Raw genomic sequence first — 5,608 nt, 5'->3', positions numbered from 1 at the left:
ATAAAAACGTCGTGCGATCGATCGCTTTTAGTCCCGATAGTCAGCTCCTGGCGACAGGTAGTTTTGATTCTAGCTGGCGATTGTGGGACGTGCCGACTGGCAAGCTGTTGGCATGTTATGACGGACACACTAATTGGGTTTGGGATGTCGTCTTTAGTCCTGACGGTCGATCTTTAGCTAGTTGTAGCGCAGACATGACGGCACGGCTATGGGATGTTGCGACGGGAAAACTATTAAAAACTTTTGAGGGGCACAAGCTAGAAATCCTATCTGTCAAGTTTAGTCCCAATGGGCAATATTTAGCGACGGGTAGTAGCGATCGGACGATTAAGATTTGGGAAATTGAGACGGGGAAAGTAATTCAGACCTTGACAGGACATCTCGATCGGGTCTTGTCGGTGAGCTATCATCCCGATGGCAACTTGTTAGCCAGCAGCAGTGGCGATGAAACCATCAAGCTCTGGGATCTAGCAACCGGCGATTGCATCCATACCTATAAACTCTTGCCGCCATATGCGGGCATGGACATTACAGGTGCAACTGGATTGTCCCCTGCCACGCTCGAATCCTTGCAAAGCCTCGGCGCGATCGTGAGCGCAGCCACTTGATCGGCGCATCGATCTTCTGAGCTAAAATTGGAAGAACCAGAGCACCAGATTGAGAGGTAATATCCCATGACTGCGATTATTAGCACCTCACCACCTGTCATTGTCAAACGACTCGACTCGGCAACTTGGTCAGACTACCTACACCATGTCGAAAACACCAATAGTCACCTAGAGCGCGTCTTTTTTCATCTCGGAGTCATGTGGATTGAGGATATGGGTAATGAAGGCATCAGTCATGCACGATTTAATAAGCTTTTTACAATGCTCTTCTATAGCTGGTTTGCCAGAATAGAAGATGTCAAATTCGATCTACTTGGCGGTTGTGTCATTGCGAAACCCCAAACTCAGGGAGCCGCACCAGATGAAGTGCTGTATATTGGCGAGGGTTCGCCTCGGTATGTAGAGGGAGAACCACGTCGAGTGAATCTCAGTGAGTCGCGCTTACCCGATTTGGTGGTAGAGATTGCTGATACTACTTTAGCTAGCGATTTGGATGAAAAGAAACAACTTTATCTCGCACTAGCAATCCCTGAATATTGGGTAGTTGATATCAAAGGAAAACGAGTACTCGCCTTTCGATTGGTAGATGGTAAATATCGACAGTGTACCGAATCAGTTGCTCTGACAGGACTACCGATCAATTTATTAGAACAAACGTTAACACGGATGGATAATAACAATGGTAATGCCGCACTTTGGTTTGCGTCCCAAATTGAAAAATTGCCAGATCGATCAATTGAATAACTCGATCGATAATATCGAACTGAGATCCTCCAATCGATCAAATTATTCGAGCGGGAAGCTCAGATACTTTCCCAATTAAATTATCCCGCGATTCCTAAATATATCGTCAATTAATATATTCATTCATGAAGAATACATTTATTCCAGAACTTATTGACGATCGATATCAAATTATCGATACCCTTGGCAAAGGTGGAGTTGGGATTACCTATTGTGCTAGAGATCTCGAAACAGATCGCATCGTCGCAATTAAAGTATTATCCTTAAAAAGAGCCAAAGACTAGAAAGCGATCGAGCTATCGATCGGTCTTCAAGTTTGAACGAGCAAAGGAGCAAGCTAAATGTCAATTCGAGCAGTCGTCGTCGATCCTAACGTCCCTGGACGACTGAAAATCGATCGAGTCGCACCGCCAGTAGCATTGCCAAATGAAGCGATCGTCCGCGTGGCGGCGATCTCGCTCAATCGTGGTGAAGTCCGCCGCGCCGAGAGTGCGGCAGCCGGATGGCGACCGGGTTGGGATTTGGCGGGTACGATCGAGACGGCGGCTCGCGACGGATCGGGATTTGTGGCGGGGACGCGGGTGGTGGGATTTTTGGCTGGGGGAGCTTGGGCGGAACAGGTGGCAGTGCCCACAAATGCGCTCGCGGCGTTGCCCGATGCCGTATCGTTCGCGGCGGCGGCAACCTTACCCGTGGCGGGATTGACGGCATTATTAGCCCTAGAACGCGGCGGGTCATTACTCGATTCTCCGATGGAGAGGCTACGCCAACGATCAGTATTGATTACGGGCGCATCGGGCGGGGTGGGGTATTTTGCTTGTCAATTGGCAGCGCAAGCAGGTGCGATCGTTACGGCGCAAGTGCGTCGTGCTGAGTTGGTGGATTTTGTCAAAACCGCTCACGCACATCAGGTAATTGTCGGCAATGGATTCGATCGATATGCACCTTACGATCTGGCGTTGGATTCGGTTGGCGGGGATGTGTTGCCTGCGGTGTTGGCACAGCTAGCTCCAGATGGTAACTGTGTCATTTTTGGTACCACTGCTGGTGCAAATATCACCTTCAATGCCGCCCAATTTTACGGGAAAGGCGGCTTAAATCTGTATGGATTCATCTTATTTCATGAACTCAAAAAGCAACCTGCGGCGACGGGATTAGCGCGACTAGTGAAGTTGGTTGCCGATGGTGTATTGGTGCCTCATATCGATGTGGAAGCAACCTGGATCGAGATTGCCCAGATTGCCCAACAATTAACCGATCGTCAGTTTCTCGGTAAAGCTGTACTCCATCTGCAATCCTAACCCCAGAGTTCGATCCGATTCTCAGTCATAAACAATTGAGATCGCCGCTTCAATGAGCCACTATCCACTATTTCTAACTTGACATTTTTGCTGAAAATCTCCTGAATTCCATAACTTTCTTCTAATTTTAAGTAAATTTGTTTGTAGTTAGTTTATTGGATTAATTGCTCTAAATCTACTAATGAATCACCAGAGCTTTGCGAAAGTGGGCCACGGACATTACCCTTTCTGATACTATTAATGCTGGTAATAATATTTTTGGCGTCTTGATGATTTTTAAGTGTGAATAGTATTTGCGAATCGTCGCACTTTTGCTGAAGTTCGGCAGTACCGCAAATGATGCCTTGCCCAGTTTGATTCGATACACCAGCCTTGATAAATTTCAAATTCCCACCCGCCCAAGCTGATTGAAATTTGGTCGATACCATGTTGCACCTAACTTGGGGGGAATAGCCACCAAAACCAGATTTCCAGCGAATAATCGCGATCGATTCTGTGCGGGCGGAAGTAGCTACAAAAGTCGTCGGTAAGATTTTCTTTTGGTCTACATCGAAGCTTTGACCACAGTAAAAGCGGACTGTAGATGGATTGGCGATACTAGGCTGAATCGCTAGCATCGTTAATTCGGTTGTTATAAGCGTGGCTAAAATAAGTAATTTCACGATCAATTTTGGGTTTATTTAGTAAGAGAATTAATTAAATCTTGCATATTGATCGCCTGTGCCGAACTAGATTGATAAATTACCGATCCGCTGCCAACGCCAGGACGTTTCATGTTTTCGAGTAAGCGCGTACTGACATTCTGGGCTTCGCGAGCATTCTCAACTGCAAATAACATATTTTTGGGTTGACAAGCATCATTTTTACCACTTACCGCACAAATCAACCCTTGACCGTTGGTATTATCGACACCGGGTACTAAGTAGTTGAATTTCCCGCCATTCCAAGCTACTTGAAATTTTTGAGCGGCTCGATCGCACCGTTGTTTAGGTGATAAATTATTGAGTTTGTGTCGCCAAACCACGATCGATCGATCTCCTCGATCGTTCCCTGCGATCGCGATCATCGTTGCGGGTTCGAGTTTTTGGGTAAAACCACAATAAAAACCGACATGTTGAGATTGGGCGAAGGTGGGTAAAGGCTGGAGCAAAATGGGGAGTATTGCTCCAGCGATCGTTATCGGCAGCAGTGAAAATTTCACGTTCATAGATAAATGTATAAATCGAGCGAGAGCATTATCGATCGGTTATTTGCGAGTCAATATTTTTTTGACATTGACGACATTTGTGCCACCACTACTTTCGACGGGGACGACATTGCGTTCGCCGCCTTCGAGACGGACTAATCTAGCGATCGTCTCTTGCGCATTTTGATAGGATTTAAGTGTAAACAGCAGATTGGATTTATCGCAAGCATCGCTGGCACTCGCTGCGCTACAAATAATCCCCTGTCCAGTGGCCGTATCTACCCCTGGACTGAGGTAAATCCGTCCGGCTTGGAATGCAGCTTGGAATTTGGGGGAAACGACTTCACAGCGTTTTTGGGGCGTATAGTTGCGCCCAAAAAACTCACTTTTCCAGACGATGAGTGCGATCGGTTCTGTTTGTCCAGCGGCAAGTACTAGGGTCGTTGGTAGGTTTTTTTTGCTACTAGGATCGTAGCTTTGGCCGCAGTAGATACGGGTGCTAGCAGTATCGCTTTGAGCTGGAGCTGGAGCTGTGGCTGGAGTAGCAGTTTGAGCTAAGATCGGACTCATGGTAGCCATGCCGAAACTAGTCATCAACAGCGCACTTAGGAGCAGATTTTTCATAATGTCGATCGGGTGAATATAATAAATAGGGTTTCTCGATTCCAGCTCAGAAATTAGAGCTGATTTGAGGATAGATTGGACGAGGCGCGGTAAAAAATGCAGTGCGGACAAGCGATTTTATACAAGCAAAGATCGATCGGGTAACGATCTTGAATGGATCGACAACATTTTATCGATCGATTATTGAGAGTTATTTAGATTAGATCGTAGCGACTGCTGAGATATTGCCTTGCTTGACATCCAATAGGAATTTCCGCACTAAATCGACACTCAGGGCATAACCAATTCCAACGCTACCTGTATTAGTGCCGATGGGAGTACCTTCTCCATCGATTACTTTCGCTAGATCGTTAGCAGTATTAACAGCAATTATTTCTCCACGATCGTTGACCAATGGGCCGCCAGAATTACCACGATTGATCGGCGCACTATGCTGGATGACTTTCCCGCCACCTCGGATGGCACTCACCATCCCGGCTGTGAAGGTATTTTGATTGTCCTCACCTAGCGGTGTGCCGATCGCATAAACAGGGTCGCCAACTCTAATTGCGCTACTTTTGCCAAAGTTGAGAGTGGGGAATTTCTGGCGACGATTGATTTTGAGTAATGCCAGATCGATGCCCCCTTTAGAGAAGCCGACGACATCTGCTGGCATTTCGGTCTTGCCATCAGCCATCATCACCGTGACTATTGCCGACTGTCCTTTGAGGACGTGAGCATTGGTAATGACAAAACCATCGGCACTAATAATAAAACCACTGCCATGACCCCGATTATTGCGGATCGTGACTACGGCTGGATTTGCTTTTTCATAGACGCGGTTAGCAGTATTTGCGGCTGGTGTTTTGGCGAGTAATAGGGGTGGTGAGAGTGTGGCTCCACCAGTCAGACTGAGCGCAATGAGCAGGGCGGAACAGATCGTTATAGTTTTCATATTGGTTAATGGAGTTGGGAGTTGGGAGTTGGGATGGATGGATCTGAAATCAGCAATGCCCTTTATTAGAGATTGGAAAAAAATCGCTCATGCTTAATTTATCTTTCGGGCAAGCGGGAGGGAATTATGCACAGTTGCCAATTGCCGATCGTGACCGATGAGATTGATCGTCCAGATCGCCGTGCTGACTAGCATCATGGCGATCGTCGTT

At 46.9% G+C, this 5,608-nt stretch carries 7 protein-coding genes and 1 pseudogene; 4 read left to right on the top strand and 4 right to left on the bottom strand.

Annotated features, from left to right (window positions below; genetic code table 11):
• From RMO27_RS19175 to RMO27_RS19160, 4 genes and pseudogenes are all read left to right on the top strand, one after another.
• Positions 1 to 608, top strand: a pseudogene (locus RMO27_RS19175) (WD40 repeat domain-containing protein); the annotation flags it as partial.
• A gap of 66 nt (positions 609 to 674) precedes the next feature.
• Positions 675 to 1,352 carry a Uma2 family endonuclease gene (locus tag RMO27_RS19170; RefSeq protein ID WP_309735505.1) on the top strand — a complete coding sequence of 226 codons (678 nt, stop codon included), beginning with the start codon at positions 675 to 677 and terminating at the stop codon, positions 1,350 to 1,352.
• A gap of 125 nt (positions 1,353 to 1,477) precedes the next feature.
• A complete protein-coding gene (locus tag RMO27_RS19165; protein ID WP_309735503.1) occupies positions 1,478 to 1,636 on the top strand; it encodes a hypothetical protein in 159 nt (52 codons plus the stop codon).
• Positions 1,637 to 1,693: 57 nt separating this feature from the next.
• Complete coding sequence (locus RMO27_RS19160; protein WP_309735501.1) at positions 1,694 to 2,653, top strand: zinc-binding dehydrogenase; 960 nt, start codon at positions 1,694 to 1,696, stop codon at positions 2,651 to 2,653.
• 152 nt (positions 2,654 to 2,805) lie between these two features.
• Here the strand turns inward: RMO27_RS19160 and RMO27_RS19155 are convergent, their stop codons facing one another.
• From RMO27_RS19155 to RMO27_RS19140, 4 genes are all read right to left on the bottom strand, one after another.
• On the bottom strand, positions 2,806 to 3,270 hold the full coding sequence (locus tag RMO27_RS19155; RefSeq protein WP_309735499.1) for a COP23 domain-containing protein: 465 nt from the start codon (positions 3,268 to 3,270) through the stop codon (positions 2,806 to 2,808).
• A gap of 59 nt (positions 3,271 to 3,329) precedes the next feature.
• A complete protein-coding gene (locus tag RMO27_RS19150) occupies positions 3,330 to 3,860 on the bottom strand; it encodes a COP23 domain-containing protein (RefSeq protein ID WP_309735497.1) in 531 nt (176 codons plus the stop codon).
• 39 nt (positions 3,861 to 3,899) lie between these two features.
• Complete coding sequence (locus RMO27_RS19145) at positions 3,900 to 4,463, bottom strand: COP23 domain-containing protein (RefSeq protein ID WP_309735495.1); 564 nt, start codon at positions 4,461 to 4,463, stop codon at positions 3,900 to 3,902.
• A 199-nt stretch (positions 4,464 to 4,662) separates the two neighbouring features.
• Positions 4,663 to 5,397 carry a trypsin-like peptidase domain-containing protein gene (locus RMO27_RS19140; protein WP_309735493.1) on the bottom strand — a complete coding sequence of 245 codons (735 nt, stop codon included), beginning with the start codon at positions 5,395 to 5,397 and terminating at the stop codon, positions 4,663 to 4,665.
• Positions 5,398 to 5,608: the final 211 nt, after the last annotated feature.

The organism is Chamaesiphon sp. OTE_75_metabat_556, from assembly GCF_031378165.1.
In the GTDB taxonomy this organism is placed as follows: domain Bacteria; phylum Cyanobacteriota; class Cyanobacteriia; order Cyanobacteriales; family Chamaesiphonaceae; genus Chamaesiphon.
Note: the sequence above shows the minus strand (reverse complement) of the source record. Positions and strands in the feature narration are given on the sequence as shown.